The organism is Roseibium polysiphoniae (genome assembly GCF_014842925.1).
Lineage (GTDB): Bacteria > Pseudomonadota > Alphaproteobacteria > Rhizobiales > Stappiaceae > Roseibium > Roseibium polysiphoniae.
On record NZ_JACYXJ010000004.1, the window covers coordinates 553622 to 577583 of the forward strand.

Annotated in this window: 20 protein-coding genes; 10 read left to right on the plus strand and 10 right to left on the minus strand. The window is 56.9% G+C overall.

The features are described 5' to 3' along the window. Nucleotides 1-129: 129 nt before the first annotated feature. The 7 genes from IG617_RS12810 to IG617_RS12840 form a co-directional block, all read right to left on the minus strand. Entirely contained in the window at nt 130-1116 is a 987-nt protein-coding gene (locus tag IG617_RS12810; RefSeq protein ID WP_276529824.1) for a response regulator, read from the minus strand. Nucleotides 1117-1408: 292 nt separating this feature from the next. Next, complete coding sequence (locus IG617_RS21815) at nt 1409-2770, minus strand: ATP-binding protein (protein ID WP_192109590.1); 1362 nt, start codon at nt 2768-2770, stop codon at nt 1409-1411. A 2-nt stretch (nt 2771-2772) separates the two neighbouring features. Continuing rightward, nucleotides 2773-3318, minus strand: coding sequence for a heme NO-binding domain-containing protein (locus tag IG617_RS12820; RefSeq protein ID WP_192109591.1), 546 nt, complete (start codon nt 3316-3318; stop codon nt 2773-2775). Between the two features lie 334 nt (nt 3319-3652). Then, nucleotides 3653-4222 (minus strand): sarcosine oxidase subunit gamma, encoded by a 570-nt coding sequence (locus IG617_RS12825; protein WP_192109592.1) that lies wholly within the window; start codon nt 4220-4222, stop codon nt 3653-3655. Then, a complete protein-coding gene (locus IG617_RS12830) occupies nt 4215-7181 on the minus strand; it encodes a sarcosine oxidase subunit alpha family protein (protein WP_192109593.1) in 2967 nt (988 codons plus the stop codon). Before IG617_RS12830 ends, IG617_RS12825 begins: the two co-directional genes overlap by 8 nt. Beyond that, on the minus strand, nt 7178-7441 hold the full coding sequence (locus IG617_RS12835) for a sarcosine oxidase subunit delta (RefSeq protein WP_192109594.1): 264 nt from the start codon (nt 7439-7441) through the stop codon (nt 7178-7180). Before IG617_RS12835 ends, IG617_RS12830 begins: the two co-directional genes overlap by 4 nt. Before the next feature lie 19 nt (nt 7442-7460). Beyond that, nucleotides 7461-8711 (minus strand): sarcosine oxidase subunit beta family protein, encoded by a 1251-nt coding sequence (locus IG617_RS12840; protein WP_192109595.1) that lies wholly within the window; start codon nt 8709-8711, stop codon nt 7461-7463. Between the two features lie 89 nt (nt 8712-8800). On the opposite strand from IG617_RS12840, the gene IG617_RS12845 reads away from it, so the two are divergent. The 10 genes from IG617_RS12845 (at nt 8801) to IG617_RS12890 (ending at nt 20733) form a co-directional block, all read left to right on the plus strand. Further along, a complete protein-coding gene (locus IG617_RS12845; protein ID WP_192109596.1) occupies nt 8801-9787 on the plus strand; it encodes a GlxA family transcriptional regulator in 987 nt (328 codons plus the stop codon). A 121-nt stretch (nt 9788-9908) separates the two neighbouring features. Continuing rightward, nucleotides 9909-10586 carry a helix-turn-helix domain-containing protein gene (locus IG617_RS12850; RefSeq protein ID WP_192109597.1) on the plus strand — a complete coding sequence of 226 codons (678 nt, stop codon included), beginning with the start codon at nt 9909-9911 and terminating at the stop codon, nt 10584-10586. Between the two features lie 116 nt (nt 10587-10702). Then, nucleotides 10703-11599, plus strand: coding sequence for a class II glutamine amidotransferase (locus IG617_RS12855; RefSeq protein ID WP_192109598.1), 897 nt, complete (start codon nt 10703-10705; stop codon nt 11597-11599). Between the two features lie 5 nt (nt 11600-11604). After that, nucleotides 11605-12291: a GltB/FmdC/FwdC-like GXGXG domain-containing protein gene (locus tag IG617_RS12860; protein WP_192109599.1), complete on the plus strand. Its 687-nt coding sequence runs from the start codon at nt 11605-11607 to the stop codon at nt 12289-12291. Between the two features lie 7 nt (nt 12292-12298). After that, on the plus strand, nt 12299-13627 hold the full coding sequence (locus IG617_RS12865) for an FMN-binding glutamate synthase family protein (protein ID WP_192109600.1): 1329 nt from the start codon (nt 12299-12301) through the stop codon (nt 13625-13627). A gap of 68 nt (nt 13628-13695) precedes the next feature. Continuing rightward, on the plus strand, nt 13696-15003 hold the full coding sequence (gene glnT, locus IG617_RS12870) for a type III glutamate--ammonia ligase (protein ID WP_192109601.1): 1308 nt from the start codon (nt 13696-13698) through the stop codon (nt 15001-15003). A 69-nt stretch (nt 15004-15072) separates the two neighbouring features. Then, nucleotides 15073-15957, plus strand: coding sequence for a formyltetrahydrofolate deformylase (purU, locus tag IG617_RS12875; RefSeq protein ID WP_192109602.1), 885 nt, complete (start codon nt 15073-15075; stop codon nt 15955-15957). A gap of 192 nt (nt 15958-16149) precedes the next feature. Continuing rightward, complete coding sequence (locus tag IG617_RS12880) at nt 16150-17109, plus strand: LysR family transcriptional regulator (RefSeq protein WP_192109603.1); 960 nt, start codon at nt 16150-16152, stop codon at nt 17107-17109. Between the two features lie 155 nt (nt 17110-17264). Further along, nucleotides 17265-19700, plus strand: a complete 2436-nt coding sequence (locus IG617_RS12885) for a GcvT family protein (protein ID WP_192109604.1) — start codon at nt 17265-17267, stop codon at nt 19698-19700. A 301-nt stretch (nt 19701-20001) separates the two neighbouring features. After that, a complete protein-coding gene (locus IG617_RS12890) occupies nt 20002-20733 on the plus strand; it encodes a sulfite exporter TauE/SafE family protein (protein ID WP_192109605.1) in 732 nt (243 codons plus the stop codon). 90 nt (nt 20734-20823) lie between these two features. Here the strand turns inward: IG617_RS12890 and IG617_RS12895 are convergent, their stop codons facing one another. From IG617_RS12895 to IG617_RS12905, 3 genes are all read right to left on the minus strand, one after another. After that, on the minus strand, nt 20824-22086 hold the full coding sequence (locus tag IG617_RS12895) for an ABC transporter permease (protein WP_192109606.1): 1263 nt from the start codon (nt 22084-22086) through the stop codon (nt 20824-20826). 1 nt (nt 22087) lies between these two features. Then, nucleotides 22088-22888: an ABC transporter ATP-binding protein gene (locus IG617_RS12900; RefSeq protein ID WP_192109607.1), complete on the minus strand. Its 801-nt coding sequence runs from the start codon at nt 22886-22888 to the stop codon at nt 22088-22090. Between the two features lie 66 nt (nt 22889-22954). Beyond that, complete coding sequence (locus tag IG617_RS12905) at nt 22955-23935, minus strand: taurine ABC transporter substrate-binding protein (RefSeq protein ID WP_209008438.1); 981 nt, start codon at nt 23933-23935, stop codon at nt 22955-22957. Nucleotides 23936-23962: the final 27 nt, after the last annotated feature.

Here is a 23962-nt window from a genome sequence, read left to right on the forward strand (position 1 = left end):
CGCTTAGATGACTGATTGCCATAAACTATCATCCGGTATGCAGGCGCCGTATCCCCATTTGGGGATTAGATTCAGGACACTCCGGCGGCTGGAGTTGATGCCCGTTGCCTGCCTATCCAGCGGTGCTGGTCAGACTGCTCTGGACTGGCTGCGAACGAAGGTTGCCGGTGTCGTCAAAATGAGCTGCACCAGGTCGACTTGGCGCCGAACGCCCATCTTTTGAAAGATGCGCTTGAGGTAGGTTCGCGCTGTCTCGAGGGTGACCTTGCAGTTGAGGGCTGCGTCCTCAACCGTCCCGCCGCTTGCGATGGTTTGAGCGAGCGTCGCCTCGACACGCGTCAATCCGAAAAGCTCGACAAGACTGTCCAGAGAAGGCGGAGAAAAACGCCCCGGAACCGTGAACATGACGACTGCACGTTGTTGGCCGACTGGCATTATCACGGCGGTGAGGGGCTCTAGATCTTCCGGGTCGGAGAGCGTTACAAATTTTGGGGGAGTGTTGACATCTTCTGCGGCCTTTTTGACCGCCAGCTTGAATTCGCCAGCATGTGCTGTCGTGACTGAGATGCCACCTTGACGATCGATCACGATGCCCTTGTGCGTTCTAAGCACGTCTTCTGCGCTGTCGTTGCAGTATGCGACCTTGCCGGTCTGATCTACAACAGCCACAGCAGGCGACATCGCCGACAATGCTGCAGTCGCCATGCGTCCCGGACGTTCCGTAACTGCCTTGATTGTCGCAAGGGCGGCTTCGATTGCATCGATCAGGCTTCCGGACGCGCACGGCTTTGTCAGAAAGCGGAACACTCCCGTCTTGTTGATCGCGTCGATTGCAGATGCGAGGTCGGCGTTCCCGGTCAGCAAAATGTATTCTGAATGACCTGGTGCCTGCTGACGGATCTGTTCAATCAACTCAATTCCGCTCATGCCCGGCATACGCAAGTCGCTGACGACAACGTCAGGTGGGTGCGAATTGACCAAGGCCAATGCCTGATGGGGATTGCTTTCGAAGGTCATGTCCCACGTTTGCTGCAGCGGCCTCATGGCGCGTTGCAACGAGCTCAACATGTTCGGCTCGTCATCGACGAAAAGGATATGGCTTCTGGTGCGTAACATAAAGGAAGGTTACGTCACTAAAGTAAAATAACAGTGTATCGAAAAATACATAAATATACATCGTCATATAGTTATAATTAACTATGTTAATTACCCTGTATCATTGCCTTTTATTTGTTATTTTCTGTTTAAGGCCCGTTCAGGCTCAATTTTATTGCCGGGAAAAAATATTTCCTTTTGCTGTACGCTGTAAGTATCCGATCTTGTTGTGGTGCTGGTAATGGGAGGCAATGGCAGTAAACACAAAGGGGGGCTGCATGCTCTGCCAGGGTCCCCCGCCATTTCCTCTCGATCAATTCAAGCTTGCAGGTTCAGCGTTTTTGTTCAGCCGTATCTTGAACGTGGTGCCGGACTCGGGTGTGCTCTCTACGGTGATCCTCCCGCCATGTTTGACGTGAACGATCTTGTAGACGATCGCCAAGCCTTGACCTGTCCCTTTTCCGGGATCTTTCGTCGTGAAGAAGGGGTCGAAAATGCGACTTTTCACGTCGTCGCTGATCCCCGAACCATTGTCGGACACCAAGATCTCAATATCGTCTGCGACCGCACGCGTTGAAATGCGGATAAGCCCTTCATCGTTCGACTTGTCTTCATTGATGGCGTCTGCAGCGTTTGAAATGAGATTCAGGATGACCTGGTGCAGGTCGCCCGCGTGCCCCATCACGGTCGGGAGATCGGGCTGAAGCTCCTTTTCGATCTCGGTGATCGTTTTCCAGCTGTTGCGTGAGACCGACAAGGTCGTCTCAATCACTGAATTTATGTCGACTGGCGTCGTTTCCGTCTCGCCAGGATGGGAAAACTCGCGGATCGCCGAGACAATCGTCGCTACCTGACGAAGGCCATGCAGTGACTGCTCCAACGCCGTCGGTGTGTCCTCAAGGAGGAAGTCGATGTCGCATTCTTCACGATGCCGCGTGACCTCCGCCGCGAGATCTTCAAGAATGCCATGCTTCTCCGCAGCGTCCTTGAGAGCGTCATAGGTTTTCAAGAGGCCGCTGAATTCAGCATGAACTTCCTGGAAGAACCGCACATTATCACCAACATACTGGATGGGCGTGTTGATCTCATGCGCGACGCCGCTCGCGAGGGTTCCGAGCGCCTCCATCTTCTGCGCCTGGTTCAAGCTCTGTTCGAGAGCATTTTTCTCCGCTTCGATCGCCAGATGTCGCCGAATGTCAATGAGTATCCAGAGGCACATGTCGTCATGGCCAATCGGTGAGCAGGAAATTCTGACAGGGATTTCCTCGCCCGAGCTGTTCGATATTGCGCCATCAATCGTGCTGTAATCGAATTCCGGGTTTGGTCCCGTGCGAGCCTCGATCCACTTAAGGGCCTCAGCGCTACCTGTCAGAAGATCCAGGAGTGAGGCGCCAGGAACGGTGTTGACTTCAATGCCAAGCAAGCCGCATGCGGATGGGTTGAGGCGTACACAGTCATGGTTGCTGCTGGTAAGGATGAGCGCTGCGGGGCGAGCATCAAAGACCGCACTCAAAAGGGTGCGTTCGCGATCTATCTGGGCCGTGGATGCCGCCAAGCTTTGATTGGCCTGATAGACTTCAAGGCTCTTTTTCTCAAGCAGGGTTTCAGCTTCCAGGCGCGCTCTTTTTTCGCGATCCAGTCGGCTGACCAAAGCTTCATAGGAGATTTTCTGCAAGTCTATCTCCTTGTCAGAATGAAGCGTGCGCATTGATCGCCGTCCGCGTCCGGAAGGTCGACGCGTTCCACGTCAATGGTTTCGCCATAGTGGTCAATAGCGCCCCACAGCAGCCCTTCTGCAAGATCCGCCATGCGCCTGCCCGATTGGTAATCGAGTGTCATCCGGCCGTCCTTGGGCGTGGAAGCCGTGAGCCGGGGCAGCTCTGCATCTGGATAGAGTTTCAACACGTCTACATGAATTTGCTGCTCGACCGATCCGACAAAATCGAGGACATTGTCGCAAGATGCGAAATATTGGCTATGCGCCGATCTGAAGCTTGCGAGGAGATGCTTGCCGAAGGTGTGCAGCAATTCTGGGATCGGCGTTCCAGTATGCGCGTGGAGGCACTTAACGAGCTTTACCATCTCGCTCGCGTCATAGTAGCCGACGCCAGTATAGGCGCCACTGTTGGGCAATTGAGCCTCTGCGATTATCTTCTCGGTGACGTCTGGGCCGATTACATCATCAACCAAGGCGAAGAATTCATTGAAAACGATACCCTTCATAGCCTTCTCCCTAGATTTTCCAGGACCGTAACACGCGTCGGTCGTCGTCAGACATCCCCATTTGGGGATCATGACAAGCCGCGGTGGCTGAGGGCTTTAGTTATGGGCCGACGGGAGATCTGTCGGTGTTTCGTGATGCACGTAGTCTAGGGGAAGTCTGTTCGCGACCGAGGCCTGGAAACTCCGATCGGCATTGACCGCAAAGGCACTCCGAACCGTTTGTGGGTCGATGGCGGTCTTCTTTACGCCAACCCAATTCGCTGATTGAAAATAGATGCGGCAGGAAACGGGGTTCCTCTTGGGGCCCCGTTTTCTTTTTTGGCAAGCTGATCGATCAGCAGTGCGCCTGGATGCCGAACTCGCGGCCCATGACGATGAGGCTGTCCCAGAGGCTTAGAGCAAAGCTGGAGAGTACGAGGATCTCAAAGTTCTCAGGTGAGACGCGGGTCAACTGTGCGGATATGTGGCCGAACAGCGTTGGCGCTGATTGACCTGGCGCGAATTGGTGCTCGCGTAGGTCGATCGCGGTCCCTTTCGCCAGCATCTGGGTGACTTTCGGTCCGGACACTTTGATGCGCGTCCTGCCGTGGCTCTGGTCAAGGAGTTCCGCGCGTCCTTCCAGAGTCTTCGACAAAGCCTCCAAGCTCTCTCTTGGTGGCTGTGCATCGCAGACAACGAACCAGTTGCCCGGTCCATTGGGCCGAAGTCCGGCACCCTCGGCGCCAACCCACGCTTGCAGTTTTTCGGCAACTCCAGTTGCACCAGGGGGGCTTAGGACCTGCAAAATCGTTGATTGCGTCGATGCCGTCAGCACAATTCCCGCCGTCGACGCATCCTTCGTTCCAAACAATCCCTCTGCGGCGCCGAAGAGCGCAGGTTTTGCTGAAAGTTGTACCTCAAGCATGCAGTTTCTCCCCTTTGGGGTCGACGAAAACCGGCTCGCAAAGCACGCCTCGGATCGATTGTTGCTTCAAGCCGTTCCAAATCACGATTTCTTCGCCGATCAGCTCGGGGCCATGTTTGACCATCGCAAGCCCGATGGTGTGTCCCAGATGCGGCGAAAAGCAGCTCGAGGTGACATGACCGAGGTCATTGGCGCCCGTGGGGGCGGCATCGACGTCCAGAATATGGCTTCCGGAAACGAAACTCTCGGCAGGATCGAGCGGCCTGATACCGACAAGACGCAACCGATCGGTCGCCTGGAGGCCTTCGCGCTGAAGCATCACTCGCCCAATAAAATCCGGTTTCTTGGCTGAGACCATCCGTCCGAAGCCGAGGTCGCCCGGCGTGACCGTGCCATTGATTTCAGCGTGGGTGACATGACCTTTTTCGATGCGAAGGACATTCAGCGCTTCGGTGCCATATGGCGTGATGCCATGATCCTCACCGAGACTCAGGATCGCGTCAGCGACCGCTTCGCCATATCCAGCCGGAACTGCGAGCTCAAAGGCTAGTTCTCCGGAAAAGGAAATCCGAAACAGTCGGCCTTTGATTTGCCCGCCGCTGAGGCCGACCTCTCGTGCCGCCAGAAACGGAAAGGCAGCATCGGAGATATCTTCATCGACAATTTCGGCCAATATCTTGCGAGCATTCGGGCCGGCAATTGCCATTTGCGCCCACTGATCCGAAACCGAGACAAGCCGCACGTCGAGATCAGGCCACAGCACCTGGGAGCAACACTCCAGATGGGTCAGAACGCCGGCCGCGAAGGCCGTTGTGGTGGTCATGAAGAAGTGGTTCTCGCCAAGTCGGCTCGTGGTGCCGTCATCATAGATAAAACCATCCTCACGGAGCATCAGCCCATAGCGTGCCTTGCCAACTGGCAGCTTCAAAAAGCCGTTGCAGTAGACCCTGTTGATAAATTCCGCAGCGTCACTGCCGAAGATTTCGATCTTACCGAGCGTTGAAACGTCACAAATGCCCGCATGACTGCGCACCGTTTTGGCCTCCCGATCGACGCTTTCACGCCAGTCGCTTTCCCCTTCCTTGGGAAACCAGGAAGACCGGTGCCAGAGGCCGGTTTCCACGAAACGAGCCCCGTGTTTTTCCGCCCACTTGAAAAGCGGAGAGACGCGGGTCGGATGGAAATGCGCGCCTATATGGCTGCCAGTGAGCGCCCCGAAGGAGACAGGTGTATAAAACGGGCGAAAGGTGGTGGTGCCGACAACATCGGGGCTCGTACCAGTTGCCTCTGCCAGAATACCAATAGCATTGACGTTGGAGAGCTTGCCCTGATCTGTGGCCATGCCATTGGTTGTGTAACGCTTGGCAAGCTCGACGTGATCATAGCCTTCTCTCACCGCAAGGCCGAGGTCCTTCAGATGAACGTCGTTCTGGAAGTCGACAAAGGCTTTGCCCTTTGGGGCTTTGACGTACCAGAAAGGCGCCGGCATCTCGGCTTTCTCATCCTGCTGTGTTGAGAATTCGGCTCGGGAGACCGAGTGTCCGAGATTGTCTAGAGCCTCCGCTGCGAGAGTGCCTCCGTCTTGCAGGCAGGCTGCAAGGCTATAAGTGCCGGCGGCACCACCGGCCGCGATCAATCCATCACGAGGCGCTGGTGGCAGGAAGGCGGCGTGGGCGTCCGACCACTTGGGTTTGTCGCCGCGGTGGCAGGCCAGATGAACAATGGGGCTCCAACCGCCTGACATGCCCAGTGCATCGCAGGCCAGGGTCTCTTCGCTACCGGAACCGATATGGCGAATGGTGAGACCCTTCAGCCTTTTTTCACCGGACGTTCCCGCAATCACCGCGTTGGCGATGATCCGCGCTTTGCCTTGATAGGACTTGTTCGAAGCCGTTTCCGGCGTGACGATCGCAACGACATCGACGCCATTGGCTTCCAAGTCCCGCGCCGTCTGCCATCCAGAAGGGCCGTTGCTGAAAATTGCGACCTGTTTGCCCGGCGCAACGGCGAAGCGATTGAGGTAAGTGCGCATTGCCCCAGCCATCATCATTCCCGGGCGATCATTCCCACCGAACACCAAAGGTCGCTCTTCGGCCCCTGTCGCCAGGATAGCTTGTTTTGCGGAAATGCGCCAAAATCGTTCTACGGGTTTGTTGTCATCAATGACTGAGACATGTTTTTGGACACGCTCAAGCGCGCCGAAGACGTTGTCATCATATGCGCCGACGACGGTGGTCCTTTTTAGGATCTGAACATTCTCGGCGGCGGAAAGTTCGACGATAGCCTGGGCGGCAAACTCGGCGGCTGGCTGGTCGTTGATCTCGGTTGTCTCGCACAAGAGCGAGCCTCCGAGCATACTCCCTTCATCAACGAGTATGACTCGGGCCTTGCTCCGGGCCGCCGTGAGTGCCGCAGCAAGACCTGTCGGTCCCGCGCCGATAATAAGAAGATCACAATGGGCCCAGCTCTTTTCATAGGTATCGGGATCAGGCACATAACTCGCCCGTCCAAGGCCTGCCGCCTTGCGGATGATGGGTTCGTAGAGTTTTTCCCAAAAGGCGGCGGGCCACATGAAGGTCTTGTAGTAAAACCCGGCACCAAGAAACGGTGACAGCATACCGTTTATTGCGCCGATGTCGTGATCAAGCGAAGGCCAGCGGTTCTGGCTCCTGGCTTCCAGGCCATGATGCAGCTCGACCATGGTCGCGCGGGTGTTGGTCTCGGTACGACCATCCTGCCCAAGCGTGACAAGCGCGTTGGGTTCGGCAGCGCCCGCGGTCAAGAGGCCACGCGGGCGGTGGTACTTGAAGCTTCTGCCAACAAGCAGTTTGTCGTTCGCTAGAAGCGCCGACGCCAAAGTGTCGCCCGCGAAGCCCTGCAGCGGCTTGCCGTCAAATTTGAAATCGATGGGTTTGGAGCGGTCGATGAGGCCGCCGTTGCTCAGGCGATAGGCGCTCATGCGAGGGCTCCTGCATCGGACACGTCGATGACGTCATGACTGACAGTATCGCGTGTCACCACCAGCCAGCGGCGACACCCGGACGTGTGATGCCAATATTCCTTGTGTAGTCCTCGAGGATTATCACGCAGGTGCACATAGGCATGCCAAACTTCGCCATCAGCTTCGGGACTTGGCCGTGTGACGGACGCATCGCCCCGAATTGTGAATTCTTCTTTCGGCCGCACGCCGCAGTGTGGACAGGTGATCAGGCTTGCCATTGGGGTTCGCTCGCTCGGGTCAATGCAGGTTCGGCTGCGCGCCGCCGCCGTTTTCGTCAATCAGGTAGCCGCGCTTGAACCGATCAAGCCGGAAGGCTGCGGCTGTTGGATGGGGCGCGTCATTCGCAACAAGATGTGCCGTGCACCAACCGGAGGCAGGTGTTGCCTTGAAGCCGCCATAGCACCAGCCGGCATTCAGATAGAGGTTGTCTATATGGGTGCGGTCGATAATCGGGGAGCCATCCATGCTCATGTCCATGATGCCGCCCCAGGACCTGAGCACCCGGATACGCGACAGACCAGGGATCATCGCGGTGCCTGCCTCCATGACATGTTCGACTGCCGCAAGGTTGCCTCGCTGGGCATAGGAGTTGTAGCCGTCGATATCACCGCCAAAAACCAGTCCGCCCTTGTCTGACTGGGAGATATAAAAATGTCCGGCGCCGAAGGTGACCACATTGTCGATGAAGGGCTTCAAGCCCTCACTGACGAAAGCCTGCAACACATGACTGTCGATCGGCAGGGCGATATCGGCCATGCGTGCGACTGTCGTCGAGTTGCCCGCTGCCGTCAGCGCAAGCTTGCCGCAGCCGATGAAACCTTTGCTCGTCTCAACGCCGACCACGCGGCCATTTTTCCTGCGAATGCCGGTGACCTCGCAGTTCTGGATGATGTCGACGCCGCGACGATCCGCACCGCGCGCATAGCCCCACGCGACCGCGTCATGACGTACCGTGCCGCCGCGGCGCTGCAAGAGGCCGCCTTGAATCGGAAATCGTGCACTGTCAAAGCCAAGAAACGGCACCATGGCACGAACTTCATCACGGTCGAGCAGCTGTGCGTCCGCCCCTTGGAGAAGCATGGCGTTGCCTCTCCGGGTATAGGCATCGCGCTGGGCATCCGAGTGGAAGAGGTTCAATACGCCGCGTTGCGATACCATCGCATTGAAGTTGAAGTCCTGCTCCAGCCCCTCCCAAAGCTTGAGGGAAAACTCGTAGAAGGGCTCGTTGCCATCCAGCAGATAGTTTGAGCGAATGATGGTGGTGTTGCGGCCGATGTTTCCGGAGCCCAGCCAGCCTTTTTCAAGAACCGCGACATTGGTAATGCCAAATTCCTTGGCGAGGTAGTAGGCCGTCGCAAGGCCGTGGCCGCCGCCGCCGACAATGACAACATCATAGTGAGGCTTGGGTTCAGGCGCACGCCAGGCCGGTCCCCAGGACTTGTTGCCGCGAAGCGCATTAAGAAAGACAGAAAGGGCGGAATATCGCATGAGGTCCATCCGAAATGATCTCATCTCAGCATGGCAGATAAGGCAGGATGGACTTGCATAATTGAGACGCTAAGGGATACTTTTAGGACATGATGGAAGACGATCTCAAAGGAATACAGAATATCGGCTTCCTCCTGATCCCAGGCTTTGCACTGATGTCCTACGCATCGGCGGCTGAGCCATTGAGGGCAGCAAACGTGATTGCAGCGCGCGACCTTTACCGGGTGCGTGCTTTTTCCCCCGATGGTGCGTCCAGCGTGACATGCTCGTCCGGTGTGCCTGTGCCCAGTCTTCCGTTGCCCAAGGCCAACGATGGATCCCCGGTCAGCACCTTGCCGCATAGTCTGTTTGTGTGTGCTGGCGGAGACCCTGCAGATTGGAACTATCCTTCCATTCTGGGCCCGCTGCGCCAGCTGGCCCGCGCAGGTGTCCGCATCGGGGGCATATCGGGCGGACCATATCTTCTGGCCGCGGCCGGACTGCTCAGTGGGTGCCGCTTTACGATCCACTGGGAGCACGCGCCGGCACTCAAAGAGGCCTTTCCTGACCTTGAACCGGAGCGCACGCGCTACATTATCGACGGCAATCGAATCACTTGCGGTGGTGGCGTAGCCCCCCTCGACATGATGCATGGCCTGATCTCACAGCGGATGGGAGGCGGGTTCGCGCGCCGCGTTAGTGATTGGTATCTGCATACCCATGTTGGGGCATCAGAAGCCCCGCAGCGTGCATCATTGGCCGAACGCTATGGTGTCCATCATCCTATGCTTCTGACCGTGATCGAGAAAATGGAAGCGACGTTCGAGGTTCCGCTCGGGCGCGACGCAATGGCATCCTTCGCAGGAATTTCTCCTCGCCATCTCGATCGGCTGTTTACGGAGCAACTGGGGGAGAGCTTCGGTGCAGTCTATCGCCGATTGAGATTGGAGCACGCCAAGGTGCTATTACGGCAGAGCCCCTTGTCTGTGTCGGAGATCGCCTTTGCCACAGGCTTCTCCAGTTCAGGGCATTTTTCGAGAGCCTTTCGGCAAATGTTTGGCCAGACGCCTGGCACGGCCCGTCGCAGCTATTGCTAGGTTTCCTCACGGTTGAGAAATGTTCACTCCCGGTGTATCTCCAGCCTTGGCAATCTGCGTTTTCAGGCGCGCTTGCCGAGGAAGCATCCCAAGGTGGTGACAAAGCCGAAAAGGCCAGAAAATGACCGTAGAAAAAATCTCGAGAGGGCAGGTTTCAGCTGAAAACAAACCTGCCTTGCTGCAAGATCCTCATGCTTTACGCGAGCCGCGTGAGAACAACTTGGAGATTGCGATTGGCCATGAGGTCCGCGCGTTTCGCAAGAAGCTCGGCATCACCGTGGCCGATCTGGCTTCTGCGACGGGAATCTCTGTCGGCATGCTTTCGAAGATTGAAAACGGGATCACGTCGGCGTCCTTGACGACGCTGCAAGCCCTTTCGAAAGCGCTGGGCGTGCCGCTGACGGATCTATTCAAGCGATACGAAGAGGAGCGCAATGCGGTCTTCGTCAAGGCGGGCGAAGGTGTTGAGATCGAACGCCGCGGAACACGCGCGGGGCATCAATACAATTTGCTGGGTCACATTGAGAACAACACCAGTGGTGTGGTTGTTGAGCCCTATCTGATCACGCTGACGGCTGAATCCGATATCTTCCCGGCTTTCCAGCATGCGGGAACAGAGTTCCTCTATATGCTTGAAGGAGAGGTGGTCTATCGCCACGGGGAGCAGCTCTACACCATGCGCACGGGTGACAGCCTGTTCTTTGACGCTGACGCGCGCCACGGCCCGGAAGAACTTGTGGCCTTTCCGATCCGCTATCTCTCAATCATCTCATATCCTCAGCGTGCGATGGGCGAGTGAGGCTATTGATCGATTTATTATTTTCATCTAATGAAATTTTTATTCTTCTAGTTGAATTTTCTGATTGAGGCTGCTAGCGTCCAGCTCCTGAGTGCAAGGAATGGAGGCTTACAGCCATGTGTGGCATCGTCGGGTTATTTTTGAAGGATAAGACGCTTGAGCCTCAGCTCGGCGCTTATCTGTCCGAAATGCTGATCACGATGACCGATCGCGGACCCGATAGCGCCGGAATCGCTATCTATGGCGGCGAGAGGGACGGGTTGGGCAAGATCACCGTCCAATCGGCTGCACCGGATGAAGATTTCGCAACGCTCGAAGCGGATCTGGGCGAGGCACTCGCCAAGTCGGTGCAACTGACTATTAAGGCCAGCCATGCGGTGATCTCCTTGCCGGCGGAATGTTTGGACGCTGCGCGCGTCAAGCTCGCCGAGCTGCGTCCAGGTGTTACGGTTATGGGCAGCGGCGAAAGCGTCGAAATCTATAAAGAAGTGGGCCTTCCGAAGGACGTTTCGGAGCGGTTTGAAGTGGCAGCGATGACAGGCAGCCATGGCATCGGACACACGCGAATGGCGACAGAATCTGCCGTAACGACATATGGCGCGCACCCGTTTTCAACCGGACCTGACCAGTGCCTCGTCCACAACGGTTCGCTGTCCAATCACAACAACCTGCGCCGAGAGTTGATCCGCGACGGGATCACTTTTGAGACCGAGAACGACAGCGAAGTGGCTGCGGCCTATCTGTCAAATAAGTTGGCCAACGGAGAGACCCTCGGTGAGGCTCTGGAAAGCGGACTGAGTGATCTCGATGGTTTTTTCACCTTCGTCGTTGGCACGAAATCCGGCTTTGGCGTTCTTCGTGACCCGATCGCATGCAAGCCCGCCGTGATGGCTGAAACCGAACAATATGTAGCGTTCGGCTCGGAATACCGCGCGCTTGTCAATTTGCCCGGCATTGAGTCCGCCCGGGTCTGGGAGCCTGAGCCCGCAACAGTCTATTTCTGGGAGCACTAAGTAACATGCCGACGTTTGATTTGGCGGAATGCCCGCTCAGAGATCTTAATCGCGCTCTGCATGAAGTGACTGAAGGCAGCAATGACATCACTTTTGACGTGCTCAACCCTCGTGGCGCTCATGCAGTCGCGGTCGGCGTCGATGCTCCAATTCGTGTCGATGTGCATGGCAGTGTTGGATACTACTGCGGCGGCATGAACTCCGAGGGCGTCATAACGGTCTACGGCAATGCCGGTCCGGGTGTCGCGGAAAACATGATGTCGGGAACCGTGACCATCAAAGGCGATGCAAGCCAATATGCCGGCGCGACCGGACGGGGCGGTCTGCTGGTGATCGACGGCAATGCATCATCGCGTTGCGGTATCTCGATGAAAGGCATCGACATCGTGGTCAAGGGGAACATCGGCCACATGTCAGCCTTCATGGCGCAGTCCGGCAACCTTGTGGTCCTGGGTGATGCTGGTGATGCCTTGGGAGACTCTCTCTATGAGGCACGTCTCTTCGTCCGTGGCTCGGTCAAAAGCCTCGGTGCCGATTGCGTTCAAAAGGAGATGCGCGAGGAGCACCTTATCTTGCTGCAGGACCTCCTGGACCGAGCAGGCTTCACAGACGTGAGCCCGAACGAGTTCACGCGATATGGCTCTGCCCGCGAACTCTACAATTTCAACATCGACAACGTCGACGCGTATTGAGGCTCAAATGAGTTACCGCAATCCCAGCACAACTCCCCGCCAATCGGCAACTTTCGATGAATACACCTTGTCCGAGATCCGTAGGGCCGCAGCCACGGGCATCTACGATATCCGAGGCGGTGGCGCGAAGCGCAAGGTGCCTCACTTTGACGACCTTTTGTTTCTTGGCGCTTCCGTTTCGCGCTATCCGCTGGAAGGCTACCGGGAAACATGCGGCACGGGTGTTGTCCTCGGTTCACGGTTCGCCTCAAAGCCGATCGAACTCAAGATCCCGATCACCATCGCCGGCATGAGCTTTGGTTCTCTCTCGGGTCCGGCCAAGGAAGCGCTGGGCAGAGGTGCGACGCTAGCGGGCACGTCGACGACGACGGGTGACGGCGGTATGACCGAGGAAGAGCGCGGTCATTCCCAGACACTGGTCTATCAATATTTGCCATCACGCTATGGCATGAACCCGCGTGACCTTCGCCGCGCCGACGCGATCGAGATTGTGGTCGGGCAGGGGGCTAAACCTGGTGGCGGCGGTATGCTGCTAGGCCAGAAGATATCAGACCGCGTCGCTGACATGCGTACGCTGCCCAAAGGCATTGATCAGCGTTCGGCCTGCCGTCATCCCGACTGGACCGGGCCTGATGATCTTGAAATCAAGATCCTGGAACTGCGCGAGATCACCAACTGGGAAAAACCGATTTACATCAAGGTCGGTGGCGCGCGTCCCTATTACGACACCGCGCTCGCTGTCAAAGCCGGTGCGGACGTTGTGGTCCTCGACGGCATGCAGGGCGGCACGGCTGCAACCCAGGAAGTCTTCATCGAACATGTCGGGCAGCCAACGCTGGCCTGTATTCGCCCCGCTGTGAAGGCCTTGCAGGACCTGGGCATGCATCGAAAGGTGCAGCTGATCGTGTCCGGAGGCATTCGCAATGGTGCGGACGTCGCAAAGGCACTGGCCTTGGGCGCCGATGCGGTCTCCATTGGAACCGCAGCGCTGATTGCCATTGGTGACAATGATCCCCGTTGGGAAGCTGAGTATCAGAAGCTTGGCTCCACCGCCGGTGCCTATGATGACTGGCACGAAGGGCAAGACCCCGCTGGCATCACGACGCAGGATCCGGAACTGATGAAGCGCGTTGACCCGGTCGATGCGGGTCGCCGTCTGGCCAACTACCTGAAGGTCATGACGCTGGAAGCGCAAACGATCGCGCGAGCATGTGGCAAGAACCATGTCCACAATCTTGAACCTGAAGATCTCTGCGCCTTGACGCTGGAGTCCGCTGCGATGGCGGGCGTTCCTTTGGCAGGCACTGACTGGGTCCCGGGCCGGAACGGATTTTGAGGCTTAGATGACTTCACGGCCTCCTCCAGCGATGGCCTGACGACGGATAGAAAGTGAAAGGAACAAACATGGCAGGGGATCTAGCGGCCTTCGCGCAAGAGAATGGCATCAAGTATTTCATGATCAGCTTCACCGATCTGTTCGGTGGCCAGCGCGCAAAACTTGTTCCTGCTGCTGCAATTGCCGACATGGAAGAGGAAGGTGCTGGTTTCGCGGGATTTGCCACGTGGCTCGACATGACGCCTGCTCACCCTGACCTGTTTGCCATTCCGGACGCTTCCTCCGTGATACAGTTGCCCTGGAAGAAGGACGTGGCCTGGGTCGCTGCGGACTTGTTCATGGAAGGCAAGTCGGTCGCGCAGGCGCCGCGCAACACCCTCAAGCGCTTGATGTCCGAAGCCGCTGCTGAGGGCATGCACGTCAAGACGGGCGTGGAAGCCGAATTCTTCCTTCTCACCCCAGACGGCAACCAGATTTCCGACGCAAGCGATACGGCTGAAAAGCCCTGCTACGATCAACAGGCGGTCATGCGCCGCTATGATGTGATCGCTGAAATTTGCGATCATATGCTGGAGCTTGGTTGGAAGCCCTATCAAAACGACCATGAGGACGCCAACGGCCAGTTCGAGATGAACTGGGAATTTGATGACGCCCTGGCAACCGCCGACAAGCATTCGTTCTTCAAGTTCATGGTCAAGTCCGTCGCCGAAAAGCATGGACTGCGGGCGACTTTCATGCCCAAGCCGTTTAGTCATCTGACGGGCAATGGCTGCCATTGCCACATTTCCGTCTGGGATGAGAGCGGAAAGACCAATGTCTTCGCTGACCCGGACATGGAGTTGGGGCTATCTGCCCGCGGGCGAACCTTCCTTGGGGGTATCATGACCCACGCCTCGGCCCTTGCCGCCATCACCAATCCGACCGTCAATTCCTACAAGCGCATCAACGCGCCGCGCACCACATCCGGCGCAACCTGGGCACCCAACACGGTGACCTGGACCGGGAACAATCGTACGCACATGGTTCGTGTCCCGGGCCCGGGTCGCTTTGAGCTGCGTTTGCCCGATGGTGCTGCCAATCCCTATCTGTTGCAGGCAATCATCATTGCAGCCGGCCTCAATGGTGTGAAGGCGAAAGCTGATCCCGGCAAGCGCTATGACATCGACATGTATCAGGAAGGCCATCTTGTGACGGATGCGCCGCGTCTGCCCTTGAACCTCCTTGATGCCATGCGCGACTATGACGCTGACAGTGGTCTCAAGGCGACCATGGGCGAGGAGTTCTCAGCCGCCTATCTGAAACTAAAGCGCGACGAGTGGAATGCCTTTGCCTCCCATCTGACCGATTGGGAACGGCAAAACACGCTCGACGTCTAAAGACCGTCTAGTTTCAAATATTCAGATCGGCTCTGCGCCGCTTCGACATCGCCTTTGAAGGGAAGAGCGTTGAAATCCTACATATTGACCGTTTCCTGCGTCTCGACACGCGGAATTGTCGCAGCCATCTCCAGCTATCTGGCGGAAAAAGGCTGCAACATTTCCGACAGTTCCCAGTTTGATGACATGGAGACCGGCAATTTCTTCATGAGGGTCCGTTTTGTCAGTGAAGACGGTCTGGATGGCGAAGCGCTGACTGCAGATTTTAGCGCCGTCGCGCAGGAATTCGGCATGAATTTTGAGTTTCACGATGCCGACAAGCGGACCAAGGTGTTGTTGATGGTGTCCCGCTTCGGTCATTGCCTCAACGATCTTTTGTATCGCTGGAAGATCGGGGCGTTGCGGGTAGACATTGTCGGCGTGGTTTCAAATCATTTCGACTACCAAAAGGTCGTCGTGAACCATGATATCCCCTTCCACCACATCTCTGTCACCAAGGCCAACAAGCCGCAAGCTGAAGCGCAACTGATGCAAGTCGTGGAGGAGTCTGGCGCGGAGCTGATCGTGCTGGCGCGTTACATGCAAGTGCTGTCCGATGAAGTGGGCCAGAAGATGTCGGGCAAGATCATCAACATCCACCATTCATTCTTGCCGAGCTTCAAGGGTGCCAACCCCTACAAGCAAGCCTATGAGCGCGGTGTGAAGCTGATTGGCGCCACGGCTCATTATGTCACGGCGGATCTGGATGAGGGGCCGATCATTGAGCAAGATGTCGCCCGCGTTCCGCATGCCCAGAGCGCTGGTGATTTTGTCTCAATCGGCCGGGATGTCGAAAGCCAGGTCCTCGCCCGCGCAGTCCACAGTCACATCCATCACGGCGTCTTCCTCAAGGGTCAACGCACGATCGTATTCCCGCCGAGCCCTGGCAGTTTTGTGTCCGAACGCATGGGGTAGAGGAAGCATAGTTGGTTCAAATCATATGTTATGGATCTTGAACCGACGCTGACTTGAAACCACAGCTAACTTCCATCGGCTTCCGCAAAATCCATCAATCGCCGCACTCTCAAAACGCGCCATGGCCTGTTTGACAGCGCGTGGGGATTGGGGAAGAGTTCCGGAAATCCTGAAATTGATGGAATCTCGCAGATGCCGCTTCCCAAATTGTCACTTCAGGTGCTTGAAGCCTTCGAGCAGGTTGCTCATTCGGGTTCTGTTCAGACTGCGGCGACTGAAATGGGGCTGTCGATTTCGACAGTTTCACATCATGTGGCGCGGTTGGAGGAAGAGCTTGGCGTAAAGCTGCTCGACCGCTCGACGAGACCCTTTGCGCTGACCCGCGAAGGACGCGATGCGCTGCATCATCTGAAACTTGGCCTGCAGCATTTAAGGCAGGCAACAAGCGAAACAGGAATTGCGGGCCTGCTCGGAACGAGATCTCTCAAGATCGGGTTTGTCGAGGATTTCGAAAGCAATCTGGCGCCTGAGCTTGCGGTTATGCTCGCAGGGCGGATGCCAAAAGCCAAATTGTCGATCAGCAATGTCCTAAGCCACGCAGCGCCCGACTTGCTCCGCCGCGGCGAACTCGACCTGGCGATTGCCTCGACGCCAATCAGCGGCGTGCAAGACCTGTCGCTTTATCCTTTGGTGCGCGATCCTTTCATAATGGTTGGCCCACGGGGAGAGACTGCTGATCTGCTAGGCGATCAGTCCAAGCTGCCATTCCTGCGTTTCAACCCAACCCATCAGATTGGCAGGCAGGTCGAAGCACATCTATCGCGGCACCGGATCACGCTGCCGGAGCGATACAATTTTGACACGGTGCAATCGATCATGGCTGTCGTTGCCAATGGTGATGGCTGGTCAATCATAACCCCTCTTGGCTATGCGCGGGGACTGAGGTTCGAGAACCGTGTTCAACTTCGACCCCTTCCTGTCGCCCCATTTGCACGCCGCATATCATTGATCGCGCGCACTGATTTCGACGCGCAGACGTCACAGACGATTGCCGCCCTGGTGCGGGCACGGATCCATCGTGTGATTGTCGATCCCATTGTCGACGTACATCCCTGGCTGGACGATGCGTTCACCATGCTGGGCGATGCATAGAAACTGCTCTGCGTGATATCTAAGGCGGCAGGTCCTGCCGCACGGCGCAAGATCATCTTCGATTTTTTCGAAACTCAAGATTCTCGATTGACGTGGCTGTAGTGACAATCTTCTGTCGATCAGAAGACATTGTTATTCAGGAAAGTGCGACAGGGATGCGAGATCAGGCCAGAGTTGTGATCATTGGAGGCGGTATCGCAGGATGTTCGGCACTCTACCATCTGACCAAGGAGGGATGGTCGGACGTCATGCTGATCGAGCGCGACGAACTCACGTCGGGCACCACCTGGCACTCCGCAGCGCAGGTCACGAATTTCGGCATGACCCAGACGATGATTGGCCTCAAGAGCCATTCGATCGCGCTCTACAAAGAGCTTCGTGACGATCCTGAATATCCAGTTGGCTATAATTATGGTGATGGCGGCATCCGGCTGGCCAATACCGAGGCGCATATGGATGGCTACCGTCATTTTGTCTCACTGGCGGCAGGTATGGGTGTCGATTTCGAGGTGATTGACGCAGAGGAATGCGCGCGCCGTCACCCCCTGATATCGACCGAAAACCTGTTGGGTGGGCTATGGGATCCGACAGATGGACACATTGATCCTGCGCAGCTTTGCCAGGCGCTGGCGCGACGCGCGCGCCTCGCAGGTGCAGAGGTGAACCGGCACACGCCGGTGACGGGCCTGACCCAGCATGCGGATCACACATGGACCGTTCATACCGAGAAGGGCGATGTGAAGGCTGAAATTGTTGTCAATGCGGGCGGCTATCGCTGCAATGAGATCGGCGCCATGATGGGCGTCAGTCATCCCGTTGCCTCGATGGAGCACCAGTATTTTCTGACAGAGGACATTCCCGCCATTGCCGAGGCCGGGCACCGAATTCCACTCTTGCGCTGTCCGATCAGTGACTACTACTCGCGGCAGGAAAAAGGTGGGTTGCTCGTCGGCTTTTACGAGCAGGATTGCCGGACATGGGGCATGGACGGCATTGATCCTAAATTTACCAACGACCTTTGTCCGGACGATCTAGACCGCGTGATGGATGTGCTTGAAGGCGCATTCGCCCGCATGCCGGCACTGATGGAAACCGGCATTAGAAGCATCGTCAATGGACCAATCACCTATACAATCGACGGAGCGCCGCTGGTTGGGCCGATTCCGGGAAAACACAATGCATTTTGCATTGTCGGATTGAGGGCGGGGCTTGGTGAAGGCGGTGGTCATGGCTGGCTTCTGGCGCAGCAGATCGTGCATGGCGAAGCGGAATATGACACCTGGGTCATCGACCCGCGCCGGTTCACCGGTCACGCAAGCGTCGAGTTGACCGCGCTCAAGGCCATCGAGGATTATCAGAACGAGTTCCGCTTCCACTTTCCGCATGAACACAGGCCTGCAGGCCGGCCAATGAAAACCACGCCCTTGACGTCTCTTCTCGCTGCTGAGGGCGCTGAATTGGGCACGGTGAACGGCTGGGAGCGTGTCGACTACATCAAGCCGTCTCCAGACTTTTCCGAAACGCTTGGTTTCCGGTTCAACGAGGTTCATTCCGTTGTCGCCGGCGAAGTCAAGGCAGTGTCCACTGGCGTTGGTCTATGTGAGGTTTCCGGGTTCAACCGCTTCGAGCTGACAGGAACAGACGTTCATTCCTTCCTCGATCGCATGATCTGTGGCCGGGTCACGAAAAAACCAGGCCGGGTGGGGCTTGGCTATCTGCTGAACCATCATGGGATGCTCAAGGCCGAGGCGACGATTGCCAATATTCCGGCATCGGAACGCGGGCCGGACCGTGTGTGGTACGGATCCGCGGCAGCGTCGGAATACCATGACATGGATTGGCTAAACCTGCATCTGAAACCGGATGAGGATGTAACCATCCGCTCACTGACCAATGCGCAAACAATTCTCGTTCTTGCCGGCCCCAAGTCTCGCGATGTGTTGTCAGCTGCAGCGCGTGGTGATTGGTCAAAACAAGCGTTTCCGTGGCTATCTGTGCGTGAGGCCTATATCGGCATAGCTCCGGCAACCGTCCTCGGAGTTAGTTTTTCCGGAGAGCTTGCCTATGAGATCCACGTTCCCAACGAAAACCTGGCTGCGGCCTATACCGCTTTGCGCAAGGCCGGGGAACAACATGGGTTGCAGCTTTTCGGAGCGCGTGCGGTTGACTCCATGCGCCTCGAAAAAGGCTTCCTTCACTGGAAGGTGGACCTCCTGACAGAGTTTGATCCCTTCGAGACGGGGCTGGACCGGTTTGTAACCCTCGACAAGGGTGACTTTATCGGGCGCGAAGCCTTGATGCAGCGCATAGATGCTGGTCCTAAGCGCAAGCTTGTGACACTTGCCATTGATGCGAGCGATGCACCTGCTCACGCCGGCGCATCGGTGAAGACAGCCGACGGTATTGTCGGCACTGTAACATCTGCCGGGTGGGGGCACCGCACTGGGCTTAACCTTGCATATGCTTTCGTCACCCCGTCGTCTTCGGAAGAAGGGCAAGAGCTCACGGTTGATATCCTGGGTCAAAGCCTGCCTGCTCGCGTGATCGCTTTTGCGCCCTACGATCCAAAGCATGAGCGAATGAGAGCGTGATTGCTTCGCCACACCACCTCGCATGTTTTCGCTTAACTGGTCCTAACGACGGTGATTTCTGGCTCTACTAGGTCGGGTGTGCGCCGAGTAAGTACGTGCGTCCCATTACTGGACCGTCGCGCCTACTGTGTAGAAAACACCAATCGTAGCTTCCAGAAAGCTGTCTTTTGCCGGGTTGCGGCCCAACATCGCAGTAAGCGCGTTCAACCGGATTTGAAATTCCCAAGCTGGCGCCTCCCTCACACAACGCGCTGTTGGAACACTCGATGCGAACAGGGATCATTGGCATGAGCATCAAGTCATGAATGAGATCATGGTCCTGTTTGTCGCGACGTTGGCGGCAGGCATCTTGCGTGGCCTCACCGGATTTGGCTTTGCGCTCGCCGCTGTGCCGCTTTTTAGCCTGCGCATCGATCCCCTTGAGGCTGTTTTCCTGGCGCAAATCCTTCAGGTCGCCGCCGCACCGACGGACATCTACCACAACCACCGAAACGTTGATCGGGAGGCTTTGACGCTGCTTTGCTCGGGCGCGCTTGTTGTCACACCGATTGGCGCCTACTTTGCCACCCGTCTCCCGCCCGACGTAATGCGTCTGGCCATTGCAATCGTGGTCTTTCTTGGCCTGATCGCACTGCTCGCGAAGGTAAAGATCTGCGGTGGCCGCGGGCCGGTTCTCGCTGCGGGCGCGACTGCCGGGTTGCTGAGCGGGCTGGCCGCCATGCCCGGGCCGCCAGCAGTGGCCTATTTTCTGGGGCGCGGAATAGGCAAGGTTGAAAGTCGCGCCTCGCTATTGCTGTTCTTTGCATTTACGGCGGTAATTGCGCTTGTCTCTCTCGCGGTTGGCTCGGATGTCATGGGATGGCATCTGCTATTAAGTGCTGCGATCGGTTATCCGGCGATGCTAACTGGAACGTGGTTTGGCGAACACCTATTTCATCGGCTTGGCGACGGACACTACCGCATTGCCGCAATCACGGTGCTTTTCATATCCGCTCTTTTGACCGGGGCCAAAGGCCTGTCTGGTTTTTTGTGATGAGCATTGTCTCTTGAAGTGCAGCACGCAAGAAAAACGCCGCCTCTTGAAGGGCGGCGTTTCTGTTTCACTTCTGATGCGATTTACGGATCAGGACTGGCCCTTCCAAGGCACAAGGATATTTTCCAGACGGCGCATCAATATGTCGATCGCAAAGCCAATAAGGCCAATCAGGACAATACCCATGATGACGATGTCTGTGGCCTGGAACTTCGACGCGGCGACGATCATCTTGCCTGCACCCTTTTCGGCCGCAACAAGCTCGGCCGCGACCACGGTGCCCCAGCAAACACCCATGGCGACCCGCGCTCCTGTGAAGATTTCCGGCAGGGAGTTCGGCACAATCACATGCCGCAACACCTGCCATTTGGAGGCTCCGAGCGAATAGGCAGCGTGAACCTTTGTGATGTTGACGCCCGAGACACCTGCTCTCGCCGAGATGATCATGACCCAGAGCGCAGCCAGGAACAGAAGTACAATCTTCCCATTCTCGCCAATTCCGAACCAGATAATAACAAGCGGGATCAGGGCAAGAGGCGGCACAGGGCGCATGAACTCGACGATGGGATCAAACCATCCGCGCGCCCATCCGGAAAGCCCCATGGCGTAGCCAAGCGGGATGCCGATGATTGACCCGAGAACAAAGCCGGCAAGCACACGCCAGAGCGACCAGCTTACGTGATCCAGAAGCGCCACGTTCTGATAGCCATCGCGTGCAATCTGCACCAGCTGGCTGACCACGGCCTCTGGGGGCGGCATCCAGATCGGCTCCATCTGCAGGCCCTTGCTGGGTGAGAAATTCAATGAGCCTTTGCCTGTCATGGTCACAGACCCATGTGGCACCTTGACTTCCTGTCCCGGCTCTATCGGCTTGCCGTCAACGGCGACGATCTTTGCGTCGTCGCCATCGTTGCGCTGGGCCCTGATCAAGATCGATCGCCATGCCGCCACTGTCGCAGTGTCGCTTTGCGCAAACCCTGAAGCGGCGGCCGGCTCAGGATCTTCAACGGCAGCGCCCATCTCGTGGACGAGTACGGTCACCGTTGCGTCTGACTTGGCGCCATCGGGCGCCTCGGCGGTGTAGGAGAAGGAAGTGGTGCCGGTGTAGGGACCTGGCACATGGATGGGTACGAGCTTCGAGCCTGTAAAAGCACCCCAGACAAGAAAAACGACGACAATAGAGATGATCGAGGCGGCTCTATCCGGCGTGACCGCACTTTCATCGCCGAAGGTGACCGTCTTTAGCGAGGTAAAGTCGGTGACCTTGCCCATTGAAGATCGCATCAATCTCAGGAGCAAATAGGCGCCGAAGAACAGGGCGATGTAGACTGCAAGAATGACGAGACCTGTCATGTTACTTCTCCGCTCCGCTCATGATTTCCTCTTCCATTTCCCAGATCATGCCCAAGATCTCTTTCTTGGTTTCTCCGAAAGCAGGATCCTCTTTCACAACACGCAGGTCGGCGCCGACCGCACGCTCCGCAAAGGGAAGATTGTATTCTCTATGGATGCGGCCGGGACGGGGCGCCATCACCAACAGGCGTTCGCCCAGCAAAAGCGCTTCGTCCACGGAATGTGTTATGAGGATGATGGTCTTGCCGGTTTTCTTCCAGAGATTGAGCACCAGGCCCTGCATTTTCTCACGGGTCAGGGCATCGAGCGCACCAAGCGGTTCGTCCATCAAGATGACATCAGGTTCATTGGCAAGACAGCGTGCCAGTGCAACGCGCTGCTGCATCCCTCCAGACAATTCATAGACCGCCTTGTCCTTGAATGAACGCAGACCGACTGTATCGAGCAGGTTTTCGACGATCGTATTGCGGTCCGTTTCCGGCATGCCCTTCATTCTTGGGCCGAACTCGACATTGCGTCGCACGCTCATCCACTCGAACAGGGCACCTTGTTGAAACACCATGCCCCGTTCGGCTCCCGGTCCTGTAACGGGCTCGCCATTGAGCGTGACGGTGCCCGATGTGGGTGCCAGAAAGCCCGCAAGAATGTTGAGCAAAGTAGACTTGCCGCAGCCAGACGGGCCGAGAACGGAGAGCAGCTCGCCCTTTTTGATATCGAGCGACACATCCTTGAGCGCCTGAACATGACCGCCGCCGGGGAGGTCGAACCGCATAGAGAGACTGTCGATGCTCAATGAAGCCATGAGGTCTTTTCCCGGGTTGGCTGATCAGGGAAAGGCGGGCCAAGGCCCGCCTTTTATTGTTTGGTCTTATTGCGCGGCTGCGAGAGGGCCGGAGTTGACGCTGCCCTCATAGCTGTCGAGTGCAGTTTCGATGCTTCCTGCCTCTACGAAGACGTCTGCGACGCCTTTCATGAATGTCTGCGCGTTGCCGCCCAGCCATTTTTCCGAAAGCTGCTCTTCAATCGAAGGGAAGGTGAAAGTCGAAATAGAGGCTTCGGTCGCCTCGACAGACATGCCCGATTCCTTGGCGATCTTCTCGAGCATCTCAGGCGATTTGTCAGCGAGCCACTCAGCGTTCGCTTCGGCAGTCACAGCCAGGAACTTTGCTACCAGCTCTTCGTTCTCGACCACAAAGTCGGCAGGCCCGGAGGTGACATCAAAAACGAGAATGCCAAGCTCTTCCTTCTCTGCGCCGGTGAGCAAGATGTTGCCGTGCTCTTTCATGCGCGAAAGGCCACCACCCCAGCCACATGCGAAATCGACCTCGCCTTGAGCCAGCGCTGCAGCTCCGTCCGTCGGCGCCATGTCGACAACTGTCAGGGAGGATACGTCAACGCCGAAATGGTCCATTTGACGAAGGAACCCGTAGTGGGCCGCAGTGCCGATTGGAACGGCAACCTTTTTGCCGGCCAGTTCCGCCGCGCTTTCTTTTTCGATCTCCAGCGCAGCTGCAACGACACAGTTATCGTTTTCAGAATAGCTCACTGCTACGTCCAGGACCTGCAGCGCCTGTCCTGCGGAAGCTGCGACAACGAACGGCGGTACACCCTGCGAAACAGAAAGCTGAACATCGCCCGAAGCCATTGCTGCTGACATTGCCGTGCCAGTTTCAAAGCTGACCCACTTAACCGGCATACCGAGCGCCTTGTCGTACGCGCCATCTGCCTTGGCGGCGAGGAAAGGCATCGGCCATTCCAGGAAATAGCCGACAGTCAGCTCCTGAGCGGCGGCTGCCTGGGCACTCAGCAGCATCGCGCCGCCCGTCAAAAGTCTCACAAAGGTCTTCATCATTGTCTCCTTGATCCATCTGCCGTT